Genomic DNA, 15,213 nt, shown 5'->3' with positions numbered 1-15,213 from the left:
AAATGATTTAAAAGCTATTGGGATTAGTGAATTAAGGTCCGACTTATGAAGAATTATATAGTATATTCTTGTTACATATATCGAATATATTCGTTGTAAAAACTGGTACTGGAGGTGTGTAATGACCCCTTTTACAGAACGTGTTATTCAAATTATCAAAGATATTCCTTATGGAAAAGTGATGACTTATGGACAAATAGCAGCAAATGCAGGAAGTAAGCGGGCAGCAAGACAGGTGGTAAGAATTTTACATTCGATGAGTGAAAAGTATCATTTGCCATGGCATCGTGTCATTAATGCAAAAGGGAAGATTGGAATTCAGTCGGAAGAAGGATTTTGGGAACAAAGAACAAGACTAGAATCAGAAGGTGTGAAAGTAGACAATCAGGGGAAAATATCTTTAGAATATTATCAATGGTTTCCTGAAAAAGAAACAGAGGAGGATATAAATGAAATTTAGTTTAAATAATCAAGCATTCGAAACAGAATTATCCTATGGAAATTTAACAATTTCTGGAGAAGAGGAACATGGTTTTCGTCCATTTGCTTTATTAGTTTCTTCAGTCGCAGGATGTAGTGGTGGAGTCCTTCGTAAAGTAATGGATAAACAAAGAATCGATTTTAAAGACATCCAAATTGAAGCAGAAGTAGAACGTAATGAAGCTGAGGCGAACCGAATTGAAAAAATCACCATGCATTTTACAGTATATGCAGAAAATCTCTCACAAAAAAAAGCAGAGAAGGCCCTAGCTATTTCATCTAAAAATTGCTCGATGGTGCAATCCGTAAAAGGAAGTATTGAGATCGTAGAAACAATTGAAGTAATACCAGCTAAAGGATAAATAAGTATCGTTTGGTAAGAAGTGTTTATAAGCAACAAATTGTATTTTAGCAATATATCTCGGTATAATAAATATTGTATTTATAGCGTATTTTACACTAGATGTATTGCATACAAGGAGGTTGCTCCGTGAAAATAGTTGGAATTTCAGGCTCTATTGTAGGTTCGAAAACGAGAATTGCAGTAGAACATGTTTTGAAATATATAAGTAATCATTATGATTCAGTTGAAGTAGAGTTAATTGATATAAAGGATTATGAGTTGGTTTTTAGTGACGGTCGTCCGGTCGATTCTTACACAGGGGACACAAAAATCGTTTTAGAAAAAATTCTAGACTCAGATGGGATATTAATTGGAACACCCACATTTCAAGCCTCCATACCAGGCACGTTAAAGAATTTGTTTGACCTATTGCCAATGGATGCGTTTCATGATAAAGCGATTGGAATTTTAGCTACTGCAGGTTCAGCTAAACATTACCTCGTTCCAGAACAGCATTTAAAACCTATCTTAACGTACATGCTTGGTTGGGTATTGCCAAAGTATGTTTTTATCGAAGAAAAAGATTTTACAAATTATGTACTAACTAACCAAAATGTGCTAGATCGATTAACTATTCTTGCTGATCAATTGATACAATCTACAAAACAAATGAAAAAAAATAAAATACAACCTTCATCATTCTCGTTTAAACCGTAAGAGTAAGTTAGCTTGCGGTTTTTAACACACTTAAAACTTACAAAAAATAAGTTTATTATTTTTTATTAGAAAAAGGTTGAAATAAATATAAAATCTTGCTATATTATAATTAATTAATAAATGTTTAATTAAATATAAATTGGTTGGGGGAAGTATAGATGAGAATAGGAATTATTTTAGGAAGTGTACGACAAGGTCGTAATGGGGAAGCAGTGGCCAAATGGATGTATGATTTTGCAACTAATCGTAATGATGAAGTAACTTATGAAATAGTCGATCTAGCTGATTATCCACTTCCGATGTTAGGAGCAGCAATAAAAGAATCGGATCAAGAGGAGGCAGCTCAAGCAATTCAAAGTTGGTCAGAAAAAATGGCATCATTTGATGGATATATTTTTGTAACACCAGAATATAATCATGCAATTGGTGGAGCACTAAAAAATGCAACAGACTATCTAAAAGCGGAAGTACACAATAAGGCTGCTGGCTTTGTAGGTTACGGTAGCTTGGGAGGTACGCGTGCACATGAGAACTTACGTTTAATTCTTGGTGAATTACAAGTGGCAGACGTACGTACAGCAGTTACTTTCTCACTTATGACAGACTTTGAAAATATGAGTGTGTTTAAACCAGCTGATTTTCATCATGTAAATGCAAACGAAATGTTGGATCAAGTAATTGCTTGGTCAGGGGCTTTAAAACCATTACGTGGATAACATATAATTTGAACAAAAAAATAGCAGGTATCCCTGCTATTTTTTTGTTTTGATTGATTAGACGTAGTTTACGTCTAGAAAAAAGGTTTACATTACCGGAGAGCTTTCGTATGGTAAAAAGAAAGGCATATGTAAAATTAAGGGAGCGGTAAAGATGGACATGAAGCAATTGCATTGCTTTATTACAGTAGTTGAACAGAAAAGTATTACAAAAGCAGCTGATAAGCTGTATATTACACAACCAGCAATGAGTAGAATAATCAAATCATTAGAAGAAGAGCTAGGAACGGGATTGTTTATTCGCTCACGAAAGCAACTGCAAATCACATCTTCTGGAAAAGTAATCTATCCGTATATAAAGAATATAATTGATGAGTATGAATCGATGCAAACCGATTTAGATGAGCTAACGGGCAGGAAGAAAGCTCATCTACGTATAGGTTTACCAACGGTTAGTAATATTGCATTCTTCTCAACTATTATGGCAGAATTTCACCAAAGTTACCCCGATGTAACCTTCGAATTAATGGAAGATGGTTCAAAAAGAATTGAAGAAAAAGTAATGGAAGGGAAACTTGATTTTGGAGTTGTCTATCTTCCTACAAAACATCAATCATTTGATTATCTTTCTTTAGGTCAGGAACAGCTTCGCTTAGTTGTTTCGAGAAATCACTTATTAGCCAATCAAGATAAAGTCAAACTATCCTCCCTTAAAGACGAAAATTTTATTATGTTTAGTAATGATTTTGCCTTAAGAGATACAGTATATGAAGCATGTAGGGAAGTGGGATTTGAACCTAATGTTTCTTCAGAGACAACACAGTTAGATTTTGTTGAAGAAATGGTAGCTTCGCAATTAGGAATTACCCTATTACCAGAAAGTACTTTGACTAAGTTAAAAGGACATGTTGTCAGTATCGAGCTTGATCAATTGAAAATAGAATGGTCGCTTGCGCTTATTTGGCGAAAAGGCATGGATACATTATATATGCATCGAGAATTTATTCGTTTTGTAAAAGCTAATCTTTAGAAAAGGTATATAAATGAGACCACTCCACAAATATTTACTGCACTTTGGACATTTGGCGAGCCTTTGATTACTAAATATTGTAATCAAGGTCTTCGCTGTACTATCTTGATACCTTCATAGTGTTTTCATATATGGTGTATCTGAAGTATCCCGCCATTATTGACCAAGTGTATTTTTCAACGAATATAAAAAATAACGCTTACATGCAATTTTGTAATGTTATAATTCGCAATCAGCATTGTACATATAGTGATACAGGCACCTACAATGGAGTAGTAAGCTTAATAGAAAACCTATAGAAAGGTGTATCTACCATGACGTCTAGAAAGATGAGTGAAACACGAATTATTCAAAACGATCAAGTGTTGATTAATGATTTAAATAACTATTACACATTATTTGGCGGCGTACTGATGAAAAAACTAGATGCCTGTGCTACATTGTCCGCTTGTAGTCATTCACGCGTAAAAGAATGTGTTACGGCTTCAACAGATGCAGTAAACTTTATTCAGCCAATCATGCAAAGCGATAAAATATGTATCGAATCATTTGTGGCATATACAGGACACAGTTCAATGGAAATTTTTTGTAAAGTGATTGCAGAAGATATGTTGACTGGAAAACGACGTATCGCAACAACAGCATTCTTGACGTTCGTAGCATTGGATGAGCATAAACATCCAATACCTGTACCAGATGTTATTCCGGAAACAGCGGAAGAAAAATATCTATATGAAACAGGAGAAGAAAGGGCAAAGATACGTAAGTTAAAGCGTGATCAAAATAAACAACTGGTCAACCATCTTTCTATGGAAAAACCGTGGAGTTTAGATAAAGAGGGGATTAAATAATGGTCATTTCCATATCTATTTCAGATGTTATACAAGTGCAAGGTGAATTAATGCAAATACAGAATGAACAGCCAAAACTATATCAGCGTTTAGTTGAACTAGTACAACTAACGCGGCAGTTGAGCGTTGATTATCAATATTTTGGCAAACAATTAATCGGAAAATCTTCTCTTGAGAATGCGGAAGTTCCTTACCATATTATCGAATTATATAAACGGGAAATTGATGCGTTTAAAGAGAACCAAGAATCTGCTAGTGTTTTAGAATTCTTTTCTGCAAATGAAGGAATTGGATTCAGAGCTATATGCAAATTAATCCTTGGAGTAAAACCAGAAAAACTTGTGGGGCCAGAAGTATTATAATTGACCGAAGCAGCTATACTTACATGTGTAAGGTAGCTGTTTTTTTGGTTTATAGATAAATTGGCTTACGACGATAGAGTGTTTGTTAATAAGAAATAGTCCTGTTCAAATTCTTTTTCTAGTTCAAAAGGACATATTTACTTAGAATAACTATTTGTGAATTGGAAAATGTTATATAATTATTAGAATATTAAAAAAGAAGGGTGTGTGTCCATGAATCGTAAAGCCTTTGTTAGTAAATTAGTCGTTCTCGCTGGATTAATTACAATAATTAGTGGGTTATTGCTATTTTATCCACAACTTGAAACAAAGATTGATGCAACAAACGAAACGGACATTACACAACTAGAAGATGCATCGTTAGAAGAGAAATTAGCCGTCATTTTAGATAATCCTAATCTAGAAGGTGGCGTTACAGGGATTAGTGTGTTGGATGCAGCGAATGGTGATCAGTTATTTTCTAGAAATGGTGATATTCGTTTACATCCGGCATCCAATATGAAAATCTTAACTGCTGCATCGGCATTGGAAACGTTAGGTCCTGATTATCGCTTTACAACGGAAGTGCTTACGGAGGGGAAGATCCGTGGGAAGGTCCTTCATGGGGATGTTTATGTGAAGGGAAAAGGAGATCCTACCTTACTACAATCTGATCTTGAAGCATTCGCCAAAGAGTTAAAGAAACAAGGCATTCAAAAAATTAAAGGTGATTTAGTTGGAGATGACACATGGTATGATGATGTTCGTCTTTCTCAAGATTTAAATTGGTCAGATGAACCGTTTTACACGGGAGCGCAGGTATCTGCATTAACGATGTCACCTGATGATGATTATGATGCAGGAACGGTTATTGTTGAGGTCAGTCCTAGTAAAAAAGGAAAGAAAGCAGAAGTAACAGTAACTCCAGAAAATAATTATATTACCATTGAGAATAAAACCAAGATGGTCGCTAATGGAGAAGAGAAAGATATTTCAATTGAACGACAACACGGAAACAATACAATTGTTATTGAAGGAGAGATGCCAAAAGACGGATCGCTATCCCGATCTTGGGCATCTGTTTGGGAACCAACAAGTTATGTTATTAGTGTGTTTAGGCAAACCTTAGAAGATGAAGGAATAACGTTTATTGGTAAATCTAAAGATCGTCTTGAAGAAACTCCTGCTTCTGCTAAAGTTCTTGTCGCTAAAGAATCCATGCCGTTAAAAGAACTGCTAGTTCCCTTTATGAAGTTAAGTAATAATGGACATGGGGAAACACTTGTAAAAGAAATGGGAAAAATGATTGGGGACGAAGGCAGTTGGGATGAAGGGTTAGCAGTAATGGAGGATGTTCTTGGTGAACTGGGGTTGAACATGGATACTATTCTTTTACGAGATGGTTCAGGAATGTCGCATAAGAATTTGATTCCTGCAGTAGAACTATCGGAACTTCTGTATGTTATTCAAGATAAAGATTGGTTTACTTCTTTTCAAACAGCATTACCGGTAGCTGGACATCCAGAAAGAATGATTGGTGGCACACTCCGAAATCGAATGACAGATAGCCATGCAACAGAAAATGCAATTGCAAAAACGGGATCGATTACAGGAGTATCTACATTATCGGGATATGTAACAACGGCTGATGGGGAGGAAGTTATTTTCTCTATACTTATTAATAACTTTCTTGGTTCAAGCGCTACAATAAGGAGTATTGAAGATAGTATTGTAAATACGATAGCAGGTCATGAATTTTAAAATATATAAAAGATGTTACTGAGCAAGTGAAATAATAGCCCTCTAGAGGTGTATATTTCATTTGCTTTTTGTATGTGAGTCAATTTCATAATTGCTAAGTTTCATTCAAACACCAGATATATTAATTATGAAATTGATTGATTAAAACTTTTTTTATCTAAACGTGATGAAATTAGGCCAAGCAAAGCTATTTACATTTCAAAATAAATCGTGTATCCTTAATCCTTAGTAAATTAATTGGAAAAGAGGGTTTTCGATGGAGCAATCCGTAACACAAAAAAGTTTTACGCAAAAACAGACAACAGTTTTAGCGGACCTAAATCCTATGCAAAAGCCCCTTCTTATATTAGGGATTATCGTATCTATTATTCTATTATCAGCAATAGTAATAACTGCTGACTGGGTACAAGGCGTATTATTTATTTTAGGATTAGCGTTAGGTGCAACATTACTTTATGCTCGTTTTGGCTTTACTTCAGCATTTAGAAGACTGGCATCTGTTGGTAATGTTCAAGGTATTCAAGCGCATCTTCTGATGTTTGTAGTTTCAACAACATTATTTGCAATTATTTTAAGTAATGGTTTTAGTTTTACAGGTGTAGAGCCACAAGGGTATGTTTCACCAGTAGGGGTGAGTGTACTTGTCGGAGCATTTTTATTTGGAATTGGTATGCAATTAGGTAACGGTTGTGCATCAGGCACATTGTATAACCTAGGTGGTGGAGCATCTTCAATGATTCTTACACTAACTGCTTTCATTATCGGTTCTACCCTCGGTGCATACCATTTACCTTTTTGGACAGAAACTCCATCCTTACCACCGATTTCACTTGCTGAATCGACAGGATTAGGATTTTTTGGAGGTTGGGTAGTCCAACTTCTATTGTTTGGTTTGATTTATTGGATTACGCTAATCGTAGCGAAACGTAAAAATCCACCAGCAATGAAGCCTTTAGCAAAAGGTAAAGGTTGGAAGCTTGTCTTCCGTGGAGCATGGCCACTATTTATCGCTGGTGTAATTTTAGCGGCATTAAACGCACTTGTCCTACTTGTACGCGGAACACCTTGGGGAATTACTTCTGCATTTGCTTTATGGGGAGGTAAAACCTTACAAGCGGTTGGTATTGATGTGTCATCTTGGGGTTATTTTTCAGGGGATGCAGCAAACGCACTTTCTCAATCCGTATTGATGGATTCTACAAGTGTAATGAACTTTGGAATTATTTTAGGAGCATTTATTGCAGTAACTGCGCAAGGTAATTTTAAGCCTCGTAAAATTAAACCAGGGGTAGCAGGAGCTGCTATCTTTGGCGGATTACTAATGGGCTATGGAGCTCGTCTAGCATTTGGTTGTAACATTGGAGCTTATTTCGGTGGAATCTCCTCATTCAGTCTTCATGGCTGGGTATGGGCAATCATGGCATTGTTAGGAACCGGTGTGGCATTATTCCTGCGGCCATTATTTGGTATGATGAATCCGAATAAGAATGATCAGTTTTGTTAGGGAATGGAATTATAGACCCCGGGCATGAATGCTCGGGGTTTTCTAGTGGATTGGAAATATAAATTTGTGTGCTACAGATACTTAAATACCTGAATCAGCCACTTTCCTCGCAAGCGCCTCCTAGGCAACTTTACGAAATCGTCCTTAGATAAATAAGACTTTCCCGCTTGCTACGTTTTTATACAGGCGTTAGAACCTTTGTCTTCAGTAATACTTACCAAATGATTGGTTTAGTATTGCCCGTTCCCGGTACGATTGTGAATAAACTGTGGGCAATTAAAAATTGCGCACTATAGTATGTAAGCATTACTAAATCCCCTGCAATTGAAAAAGAAGAGATAAACATATTCCAAGAAAGAATAGAGTCTGATATCAGAAATAGTATACTGCCTATAATTGCCCAACGATTTCCTGTCAAAATCGCTGTAAATGCCATGGTACTTATTATAGTGATATAGGCAATAACTGGGATAATAAGATGCTGTTGCCCGCTTTCTTGAAGCGAAGTTAGGAGTTGTATACCCATCCAAATTGCAAATGCGGTAATCGGGATAATAGCTATACCTTTTTTCAAAGAATAATTCCTTTGTTTAATAAAACCTAACGTATAACTTACATGACCAAGTAAAAATGCTGTTAAACCAATGATAAACCAATGTAGAGTAGCATCACCAATAATACAAAAGCATAAGCCAATAAGAATAAACCAATGCGTCGCGTTTTTTTCGGGGGGCATTTGCTCTGTAGCATAAATAATGATTAGAATCATTGGTATTACTTTAAAAAATAAGCTGAAGACAAATGGTTCTGATGGAGAAATAAATATATAAACAATACTTGTTGTGAGAATTAATATGGGAAGACGATACAATACCATAATGAACACTCCTCTATGCAAAAACTACTTACCTTTATCTTTTCTAGAGAAGAAGAGAATATCCTTTTTTATAAACAAATATTTTCCAGTTAGAAACGAAAATAATTCATGAAAATTTGTTTTTGTAGGCATACTATTACATATAATTGGTATAAGGAGTGTTTATGTTGAGTCAAGAATCAATAAGGAAAAAAGTAGATCAAATCTTAAGTGAAAGTCCGATCGGTACAATGGCTACGGTGAAGAATGATAAACCACATTCTCGTTATATGCTATACTTCCATCGTGAATTAACTCTATATACAGCGACAGATAAAGAAACAGATAAGGTAGATGAAATTGAATCAAACCCTTGGACACATATATTGATTGGTTATGAAGGGGAAGGATTTGGGGATGAGTATGTGGAATATCAGGGAAAAGTTTCTTTTGAAACCAGCCCAGAATTAAAAAAGCAATTATGGAATGAAGATATGAAGACTTATTTCTCCGGTCCAGATGATCCTTCTTATATTTTATTAAAAGTGGAACCAACTGCGATTCGAGTTATGAATAAAAAAGGAGAGTCACCAAAAGAACTCCATCTATAAAATAAAAAAACAACTGGAAAGCGACTAATAGAATATCTACTAATACTATCTACATTTGGAGGTAAGATAGTGAAGTGTTTATTCAATAGTGCTCCAGTTGTTTTTTACTCGTTGATGATGAATGCCTCAATTCCTAGTTCTTGTAATTGATTTATTCTAGTATTAGCATTGTCGCGATCACGAAATGCACCGGATTGAACACGATACCACTGTTGTCCAGATATAGTTACTGGTACAATAATTGCTTCCATATCTTCGGCCGATAGAAGATCTACACGTTCTTCTGCGTTATCTCGTTGTCTGAATGATCCGGCAATTACTTTATAAAAGTTAGATGGAGAAGGATCAGGCGTATTATTCTTAGGTTGAAGTTGGAAAGCTAGAGCCAATCCATTGACATGACCTTGTGCGACACGTTGTCGCCATGAAGAATCACGTAATTTTGCTGCATCGCCGCTATGGTCAATAAAACCGTTCTCTGTGAGAAGCGCAGGCATATAGGATTCGCGTAGTACATGGAAATTTGCTTTCTTTTTACCGCGGTTTCGCAGTTGATTAACTTTACTTACCTCTTCATGAATAATGGTTTGATATCTAGCAGTGATCGATTGATCCGATAGACTATTGTGGATAAAGTCCTCGTAGCCATCAGCTGAACCATTAAAGGAGTTACAATGAATAGAAAGAAAATAGTCTGCATTCCAATTGTTCGCCTCGGTTGTTCGTTGAGCTAAGCTTTTTGTACTATCTGTTGTCCTGCTCATTTTTACAGATACATTGTTGTAATTAGAGAGTAATAAATTTCGTATTCGTATAGCGATATCTAGATTGATCGTTTTTTCTTGTAGTCCATTACCTGTAGCTCCAGGATCACTACCACCATGTCCGGGATCAAGGTATAGTTTCATTAGTTCTTTTCCTCCTCTCGATTATAGTATATGGATGATAAATAGAAGAGCGTGGACAAACAACATGAGTGTCGTATAAATCCACTCCAGTGTATCCACATTTATCATTCCTATAATCGACGGACATACTAAAAAAGAAGGAAAGATATAAAATATTATCAATTTACATTTGTACCTTTATAGAATAAGAAAGAAATTACTGAAGACCATGAGACAAAATCATTCCCTTGCAATTATTAATTGCATAAAGAATCTGCTTCTTATGTATATAGATTAGTCGATAAGGTCTTTATTCTTTCGATAAGATCGTTTAAGTGAAGTTAATTCAAATATGTACATAAAAAATCCTGCTAATATTCCGACTCCGAGGGGGTCATACCAATCTCCATTTTGTAATCCAATAAGATGAGTTATGTAGAGGCCTATAATCATAAAAGTTCCAAAAAATATGCTTTTTTTACGAAGTCCTCTTTTGGATTTGTTAAGCTGAGAAGCTGTCATAATATCCGTGTATTCAATACCCGATAAAGTATATCTTGCAAATACATAAAAAAAGAAGATGATTAAACCAATCCATAAAATTAATAAAGAATTCCACTCTATTATTGTAACGAACTCCATAAAAATCAGCATAAGTATTAAATACAAAGCTAATACACTACCACCTTCAGCTAAGAAATATAGTACTCTTTGTTTTTTGTATTCATCTGTAGGCAGAAATACATTTAACCACGAATTCATGAGTTATTCTCCTCCCAAAATAGATCATTTAACGTTACATCTAGATTTTTTGCTATTTTAATACATAGTTGTAGAGTCGGGTTGTAGTGCCCTTTTTCTATTAATCCAATTGTTTGCCTTGTTATACCTGTTCGGGCTGCTAATTGTTGTTGCGTTATACCTTTTTCTATTCGAGTTAATTTCACACGATTGACCATATCATTCTCCTTATAATGCAATACATATATTCCTTATGTAAATTATATATTGCATTTATTGGCAAGTCAATAAATGCATAAATACTGTTCGCTAGAAGAAAATAGATTTGAGGATATAAAGGAGGAAGATTAAAATGTCTGAAAAACATAACAATAATAATCAATTCAAGGAGAATTCTAGTTCTGGAGAAAAGCGTAACGGAAGAAAAAGCCCTTTTAAAAATCATAGTGAAGATCAAAGGGGCACTCCAAATGAGTATAAAAGTAGAAAACAATAACATGTAAATTTTTACAGTTAAAAGAGTCAGTGTGATTTTTAAGTCACCTGTCTTTTTTTTGAATGAAAACGAACACAACCTTATTAGATGGGATTTTATTCTATTTTAACTAAATAGAAAATGGATAAAGAGTAAAATATTTTTGTTATTTTAGTAAATTTTGCATACTTCTAAAGCGGTTGACGACTTAATTTGATAGGTGTACTATTTTTCTATTGTAAAAAAGTTAATTGTCAGTCAATTCAGAAGTATGTAAAAGGAGATTAGGAAAATGTCACAGTACAGCAAAGAAGAAATAGTAAAAAGTGTTCCCCAGAAAGGATTCTTTGGACATCCAAAAGGACTCTTTACACTATTTTTCACTGAATTTTGGGAACGTTTTTCTTATTATGGAATGCGTGCACTATTACTTTATTATATGTATACCGAGGTTTCTAGTGGCGGCTTAGGAATGGATGATGCCACAGCGAAATCGATAATGGCTATTTATGGTTCATTAGTATATATGTCAGGAATTATTGGTGGTTGGATCGCTGACCGATTACTAGGTAATCAACAAACCGTATTTTATGGCGGTGTACTTATTATGGCTGGTCATATTGTTTTAGCACTACCAGCTGGAGTTACAGGATTATTTATTTCTATGTTCTTAATAATTGTGGGTACTGGATTATTAAAACCAGTTGTATCAAGTGTTGTTGGAGAACTATATAGCCCCACAGACGTGAGACGCGATTCTGGTTTCAGTATTTTCTATATGGGTATCAATATGGGAGCATTAATTGCGCCGTTAGTCGTTGGTACTTTAGGTCAAGAATATAATTATCATTTAGGTTTTAGTATAGCTGCAATTGGTATGTTAATTGGCTTAATTGTGTTTATAGTTACGAAAAGAAAATATTTAGGACTTGCTGGAACGTATGTACCGAATCCACTTAAAAGAGATGAGAAGAAAAAAGTATTCTCACGAATTGGGTTAGGTGCGTTGGTAATTGCTATTTTAGGATTAATAACTATACCAACAGGAATTTTAACGATTAATGGATTCACGTATGTAGTTAGTATTCTAGGTGTATTAATTCCTACAATTTACTTTATTGTTATGTATCGTAGTCCGAAAACGGATGCAGATGAAAAATCACGTTTAATTGCATATATCCCGTTGTTTATTGCGGCAATAATGTTTTGGGCAATACAAGAACAAGGTTCGATTATTTTAGCAGAATACGCTGATAAGAGAACTGACTTGAACTTTTTAGGAATTCAATTACAATCTTCTTGGTTCCAATCGCTAAATCCATTATTTATTGTTGTTCTGGCACCAATGTTTGCGGGACTTTGGGTGAAGCTAGGTGAAAGACAACCTTCAACACCGAAGAAATTCTCAGTTGGACTACTATTTGCAGGTTTATCTTTCTTAGTGTTGCTTTTCCCAGCGACAATGAATGGAACTGATAGTTTAGTTAATCCGATGTGGTTAGTTTTAAGTTTCTTCTTAGTAGTTATTGGTGAGCTATGCTTATCACCAGTTGGATTATCAGCGACAACAAAACTTGCGCCGAATGCTTTCTCAGCTCAGACAATGAGTTTATGGTTCTTATCCAATGCATCTGCACAAGCAATTAATGCGCAAATTGTAAAACTGTATACTCCAGAAACAGAAGTTGTGTATTTTGGTGTAATTGGAGGTATTGCTATACTTCTAGGAGTATTATTATATCTAATGTCTAAGAAAATCCATGTGTTTATGAAAGGTGTAAATTAAATTTAAAGGTACAGATAAAATATAAATAACAAAAAGGGATGAGCCGGACTACAATCATATCATTTGAAAATTGTAGTTCGGTTTTTTTGGGGTTTGCAGAACAATTGAGGGATAGGTACTATCGTTAACATGACGAATAAGTATACTAAGAAATGTTTAATTAGCATAAATAAAAGGAAAGGATTAAACTATATTATGTTACTAAAAAGAATAGGAATGAGGTACGTAGATGTTTTTAGCATGGAACGAAATTAAAAATAATAAACTTCGATTTACTCTTGTTATCGGAGTATTAATGCTTGTTTCTTATCTTGTGTTCTTTTTATCTGGTCTGGCCAATGGATTAGAGGATTTAAATAAAGAAGCAGTCGATAAATGGGAAGCAGACGGTATTATTCTTACGGAAGAATCTGATTTGCGATTACAACAATCCGTCATACAAGCGGATGATTACCAAGGAGATGGTTCAGAGGAATATGCTGAATTAGGACAACAAAGTGCGATTGCAAGCAATGGAGATAATAAAGCCAATACATTCATATTTGGAATACATAAAGACGAGTTTATTATGCCAAATGTGACAGAAGGAGAAGAGTTTGCTGATGAAGGTGAAGTGATTGCAGATGAATCCCTTAAACAAGAAGGGTTTGCGGTAGGAGATGAATTATCGCTTTCTTCAATTGATGAAACGTTAACCATTGTGGGCTTTACTGACAGTGCTCGATTTAATGCAGCTCCTGTTTTGTATACAGATTTTGAGACATTACAAACGTTGCAATATGGAGAAGCAGTCGAGCAGGGAAGCGAACAAGTAAATGCATTTGTGGTCCGTTCAAATAACTTGAATGAAGTAGCTGTAGATGAAGAACTACAGGTAGTTGATACCCAAACATTTATCGAAAATCTTCCTGGTTATACGGAGCAAAACTTAACACTATCTTTCATGATTTATTTCTTATTTGTTATATCTGCTGTTATTCTAGCTATATTCTTATATGTATTGACCATTCAAAAAGTAAGCATCTTTGGCGTGATGAAAGCACAGGGTATTTCTTCTCGTTATTTAGCAAAATCTGTGATTGCACAAACATTTCTCCTGTCGTTAGCGGGGGTAATCATTGGTCTAGTATTTACCATTCTTACAGGTTATTTCTTGCCACCAGAAGTACCAGTTTCGTTTAATTATCTTGACATGTTTGTCTATGCTGTAGTTCTCATTCTTGTTTCGGTTATTGGAGCATTTATATCGGTGCAAACAATAGTAAAAATAGATCCATTGAAAGCGATTGGGGGCTAAATAACGATGACAATTTTACAACTAAAAAATGTTCAAAAAGTCTTTGGTTCTGGTCATACAAAAGTGGAGGCTATGAAGCAAACGGATTTCGAAGCAAAAGCAGGTGAACTCATTGCAGTGATTGGCCCATCTGGATCTGGAAAGAGTACTTTTTTAACCATAGCAGGTGGATTGCAAACCCCATCTAATGGTGATGTATATATAAATGGAACCCCGATAACTGAACTAAATGAGAAAAAACGTTCCAAAGTTCGTTTAAAAGAAGTAGGCTTTGTATTACAGGCTTCAAATCTTGTACCATTTTTAAATATAAAACAACAAATGCAATTATTAGATAAAGTAAAAAAGAATAATTTAAAAGGAGAAGAGTTAGAGCAATTATACACATCTTTAGGAATTGATCATTTACTAAAGAACTTTCCGAGCGACCTCTCTGGCGGAGAAAGACAGCGTGTTGCTATTGCTAAAGCACTCTATACAAATCCTAGCATTATACTTGCTGATGAACCAACTGCCTCGTTAGATTCAGATCGTGCATTTGAGGTTATGCGTATGTTGAAAGAAATTACGAAAGAAAAAAACACAACCACAATCGTTGTAACACATGATACAAGATTGATAGATGACTGTGACAAGGTGTACCAAATCACAGATGGAAAAATGGAATTACAATCAAAATTACAACCTGAGTAATAATAAGAAAAACCGTACTCATACTCGTATAACTTCGTATAATGTATGCTATACGAAGTTATTACGAGTTGGGATGAAGGTTAGCAGTAATGGAGGTATGTTCTTGGTGAACTGGGTTGAACAT

At 35.0% G+C, this 15,213-nt stretch carries 18 protein-coding genes; 14 read left to right on the top strand and 4 right to left on the bottom strand.

Features of this window, described 5'->3' with window-relative positions; genetic code table 11:
- Nucleotides 1-121 precede the first annotated feature (121 nt).
- The 9 genes from C794_RS17025 (at nt 122) to C794_RS16985 (ending at nt 7,743) form a co-directional block, all read left to right on the top strand.
- Nucleotides 122-460 carry an MGMT family protein gene (locus tag C794_RS17025; RefSeq protein WP_017798378.1) on the top strand — a complete coding sequence of 113 codons (339 nt, stop codon included), beginning with the start codon at nt 122-124 and terminating at the stop codon, nt 458-460.
- Nucleotides 450-842 carry an OsmC family protein gene (locus tag C794_RS17020; RefSeq protein WP_017798377.1) on the top strand — a complete coding sequence of 131 codons (393 nt, stop codon included), beginning with the start codon at nt 450-452 and terminating at the stop codon, nt 840-842. Before C794_RS17025 ends, C794_RS17020 begins: the two co-directional genes overlap by 11 nt.
- A gap of 128 nt (nt 843-970) precedes the next feature.
- A complete protein-coding gene (locus tag C794_RS17015; protein ID WP_017798376.1) occupies nt 971-1,540 on the top strand; it encodes an NADPH-dependent FMN reductase in 570 nt (189 codons plus the stop codon).
- Between the two features lie 158 nt (nt 1,541-1,698).
- Nucleotides 1,699-2,256: an NADPH-dependent FMN reductase gene (locus tag C794_RS17010; RefSeq protein ID WP_017798375.1), complete on the top strand. Its 558-nt coding sequence runs from the start codon at nt 1,699-1,701 to the stop codon at nt 2,254-2,256.
- 154 nt (nt 2,257-2,410) lie between these two features.
- On the top strand, nt 2,411-3,286 hold the full coding sequence (locus tag C794_RS17005; protein WP_017798374.1) for a LysR family transcriptional regulator: 876 nt from the start codon (nt 2,411-2,413) through the stop codon (nt 3,284-3,286).
- A 314-nt stretch (nt 3,287-3,600) separates the two neighbouring features.
- A complete protein-coding gene (locus C794_RS17000; protein ID WP_017798373.1) occupies nt 3,601-4,137 on the top strand; it encodes an acyl-CoA thioesterase in 537 nt (178 codons plus the stop codon).
- Nucleotides 4,137-4,499, top strand: coding sequence for a hypothetical protein (locus tag C794_RS16995; RefSeq protein ID WP_017798372.1), 363 nt, complete (start codon nt 4,137-4,139; stop codon nt 4,497-4,499). The genes C794_RS17000 and C794_RS16995 overlap by 1 nt, the downstream gene beginning before the upstream one ends.
- A gap of 213 nt (nt 4,500-4,712) precedes the next feature.
- On the top strand, nt 4,713-6,239 hold the full coding sequence (dacB, locus tag C794_RS16990; RefSeq protein ID WP_017798371.1) for a D-alanyl-D-alanine carboxypeptidase/D-alanyl-D-alanine endopeptidase: 1,527 nt from the start codon (nt 4,713-4,715) through the stop codon (nt 6,237-6,239).
- A 256-nt stretch (nt 6,240-6,495) separates the two neighbouring features.
- Nucleotides 6,496-7,743, top strand: a complete 1,248-nt coding sequence (locus C794_RS16985) for a YeeE/YedE family protein (RefSeq protein ID WP_017798370.1) — start codon at nt 6,496-6,498, stop codon at nt 7,741-7,743.
- 214 nt (nt 7,744-7,957) lie between these two features.
- On the opposite strand, the gene C794_RS16980 is transcribed toward C794_RS16985, so the two are convergent.
- Nucleotides 7,958-8,620 carry a lysoplasmalogenase gene (locus C794_RS16980; protein WP_017798369.1) on the bottom strand — a complete coding sequence of 221 codons (663 nt, stop codon included), beginning with the start codon at nt 8,618-8,620 and terminating at the stop codon, nt 7,958-7,960.
- 167 nt (nt 8,621-8,787) lie between these two features.
- Here C794_RS16980 and C794_RS16975 point away from each other — a divergent pair, with 167 nt between their 5' ends.
- A complete protein-coding gene (locus C794_RS16975) occupies nt 8,788-9,210 on the top strand; it encodes a pyridoxamine 5'-phosphate oxidase family protein (protein WP_017798368.1) in 423 nt (140 codons plus the stop codon).
- Between the two features lie 104 nt (nt 9,211-9,314).
- On the opposite strand, the gene C794_RS19970 is transcribed toward C794_RS16975, so the two are convergent.
- From C794_RS19970 to C794_RS16960, 3 genes are all read right to left on the bottom strand, one after another.
- Entirely contained in the window at nt 9,315-10,118 is an 804-nt protein-coding gene (locus tag C794_RS19970) for an N-acetylmuramoyl-L-alanine amidase (protein ID WP_017798367.1), read from the bottom strand.
- A gap of 273 nt (nt 10,119-10,391) precedes the next feature.
- Nucleotides 10,392-10,859 (bottom strand): hypothetical protein, encoded by a 468-nt coding sequence (locus C794_RS16965; protein WP_017798366.1) that lies wholly within the window; start codon nt 10,857-10,859, stop codon nt 10,392-10,394.
- Complete coding sequence (locus C794_RS16960) at nt 10,856-11,056, bottom strand: helix-turn-helix transcriptional regulator (RefSeq protein ID WP_017798365.1); 201 nt, start codon at nt 11,054-11,056, stop codon at nt 10,856-10,858. Before C794_RS16960 ends, C794_RS16965 begins: the two co-directional genes overlap by 4 nt.
- A 134-nt stretch (nt 11,057-11,190) precedes the next feature.
- On the opposite strand from C794_RS16960, the gene C794_RS20890 reads away from it, so the two are divergent.
- The 4 genes from C794_RS20890 to C794_RS16940 all read left to right on the top strand — a co-directional run bounded on the left by C794_RS20890 (nt 11,191) and on the right by C794_RS16940 (nt 15,089).
- Nucleotides 11,191-11,334 carry a hypothetical protein gene (locus tag C794_RS20890; RefSeq protein WP_017798364.1) on the top strand — a complete coding sequence of 48 codons (144 nt, stop codon included), beginning with the start codon at nt 11,191-11,193 and terminating at the stop codon, nt 11,332-11,334.
- Between the two features lie 271 nt (nt 11,335-11,605).
- The gene (locus C794_RS16950; RefSeq protein WP_017798363.1) at nt 11,606-13,099 is read left to right on the top strand and encodes a peptide MFS transporter; all 1,494 of its coding nucleotides are present in this window, start codon (nt 11,606-11,608) and stop codon (nt 13,097-13,099) included.
- A 229-nt stretch (nt 13,100-13,328) separates the two neighbouring features.
- On the top strand, nt 13,329-14,396 hold the full coding sequence (locus tag C794_RS16945) for an ABC transporter permease (RefSeq protein WP_017798362.1): 1,068 nt from the start codon (nt 13,329-13,331) through the stop codon (nt 14,394-14,396).
- Nucleotides 14,397-14,402: 6 nt separating this feature from the next.
- The gene (locus C794_RS16940; protein ID WP_017798361.1) at nt 14,403-15,089 is read left to right on the top strand and encodes an ABC transporter ATP-binding protein; all 687 of its coding nucleotides are present in this window, start codon (nt 14,403-14,405) and stop codon (nt 15,087-15,089) included.
- Nucleotides 15,090-15,213 lie beyond the last annotated feature (124 nt).

It is taken from the genome of Oceanobacillus kimchii X50, assembly GCF_000340475.1.
Classification (GTDB): domain Bacteria; phylum Bacillota; class Bacilli; order Bacillales; family Amphibacillaceae; genus Oceanobacillus; species Oceanobacillus kimchii.
The sequence above is the reverse complement of the archived record's forward strand: the minus strand, read 5'-3'. Positions and strand labels throughout refer to the sequence as shown.

What these genes read in the sequence shown, in the direction of transcription:
- C794_RS17025 (WP_017798378.1), top strand. Translation starts at nt 122, where the DNA reads ATGACCCCTTTTACAGAACGTGTTATTCAAATTATCAAAGATATTCCT.
- C794_RS19970 (WP_017798367.1), bottom strand. Translation starts at nt 10,118, where the DNA reads ATGAAACTATACCTTGATCCCGGACATGGTGGTAGTGATCCTGGAGCT.
- C794_RS17010 (WP_017798375.1), top strand. Translation starts at nt 1,699, where the DNA reads ATGAGAATAGGAATTATTTTAGGAAGTGTACGACAAGGTCGTAATGGG.
- C794_RS16965 (WP_017798366.1), bottom strand. Translation starts at nt 10,859, where the DNA reads ATGAATTCGTGGTTAAATGTATTTCTGCCTACAGATGAATACAAAAAA.
- C794_RS20890 (WP_017798364.1), top strand. Translation starts at nt 11,191, where the DNA reads ATGTCTGAAAAACATAACAATAATAATCAATTCAAGGAGAATTCTAGT.
- C794_RS16980 (WP_017798369.1), bottom strand. Translation starts at nt 8,620, where the DNA reads ATGGTATTGTATCGTCTTCCCATATTAATTCTCACAACAAGTATTGTT.
- C794_RS16940 (WP_017798361.1), top strand. Translation starts at nt 14,403, where the DNA reads ATGACAATTTTACAACTAAAAAATGTTCAAAAAGTCTTTGGTTCTGGT.
- C794_RS16995 (WP_017798372.1), top strand. Translation starts at nt 4,137, where the DNA reads ATGGTCATTTCCATATCTATTTCAGATGTTATACAAGTGCAAGGTGAA.
- C794_RS17020 (WP_017798377.1), top strand. Translation starts at nt 450, where the DNA reads ATGAAATTTAGTTTAAATAATCAAGCATTCGAAACAGAATTATCCTAT.
- dacB (WP_017798371.1), top strand. Translation starts at nt 4,713, where the DNA reads ATGAATCGTAAAGCCTTTGTTAGTAAATTAGTCGTTCTCGCTGGATTA.
- C794_RS16945 (WP_017798362.1), top strand. Translation starts at nt 13,329, where the DNA reads ATGTTTTTAGCATGGAACGAAATTAAAAATAATAAACTTCGATTTACT.
- C794_RS16960 (WP_017798365.1), bottom strand. Translation starts at nt 11,056, where the DNA reads ATGGTCAATCGTGTGAAATTAACTCGAATAGAAAAAGGTATAACGCAA.
- C794_RS16985 (WP_017798370.1), top strand. Translation starts at nt 6,496, where the DNA reads ATGGAGCAATCCGTAACACAAAAAAGTTTTACGCAAAAACAGACAACA.
- C794_RS16950 (WP_017798363.1), top strand. Translation starts at nt 11,606, where the DNA reads ATGTCACAGTACAGCAAAGAAGAAATAGTAAAAAGTGTTCCCCAGAAA.
- C794_RS17005 (WP_017798374.1), top strand. Translation starts at nt 2,411, where the DNA reads ATGGACATGAAGCAATTGCATTGCTTTATTACAGTAGTTGAACAGAAA.
- C794_RS17000 (WP_017798373.1), top strand. Translation starts at nt 3,601, where the DNA reads ATGACGTCTAGAAAGATGAGTGAAACACGAATTATTCAAAACGATCAA.